The 594-nt window shown below is 70.0% G+C and carries 1 pseudogene; it reads left to right on the top strand.

From position 1 onward, the window contains the following. Window positions 1–137: 137 nt before the first annotated feature. A pseudogene (locus tag AC1DWF_RS36570) lies at window positions 138–594 on the top strand (hypothetical protein); the annotation flags it as partial.

Genomic DNA, 594 nt, shown 5'->3' with positions numbered 1-594 from the left:
ATCGAGCGGCCCGTGAGGGTCGCCGGGACGAGGCGTGAGGCCGCGTAACCCTCGGGCCGGGCGTGACAAAAACCCCGGGGTGGTCCGCCGTGCGGACAGTGCTCCGAAATCGGCCATCGGCCCAGGAGCGTGACGGCGTGCATATCGTGCTCGATATTTCGCGACTTCTTGGCCTGGCCTGGGCTGGACAGCCCAGCGGGATCGATCGCGTCGAGTTCGCCCACGCCCGCCACTGGCGTGGCCTGCCCGCTAAGGACGTCACCTTCGTCGCACAATCGCCCTGGGGCTGGTTCGCCGCCTTGCCTGACAGTCTCGCCCACGCCCTCCTGCAGGAGGCCGACCGCGCCGTCTTCCCCGGCAAGGAGGGGGTGCTCGCACGGTTTCGCGCCATGGCGGCCGCGGCGCTGTCCTTCAAGTTCTGGGGCATGGGCCGCGGCGAGCTCGCGCGCCGGATCGCGGCGCGTGGCGACAGCCTCTTCCTCATCGTCTCGCACCGCGCCCTGCATCACGAGCGCGCAACCGGCGGCATGATCTCGCTGGGCGCGCGCTTCGTGCCCCTCCTGCATGACCTGATCCCACTGACCCATCCGGAAT

The organism is Aminobacter sp. P4_D5, from assembly GCF_056401815.1.
This window is presented reverse-complemented; position numbering and strand designations above follow the sequence as displayed.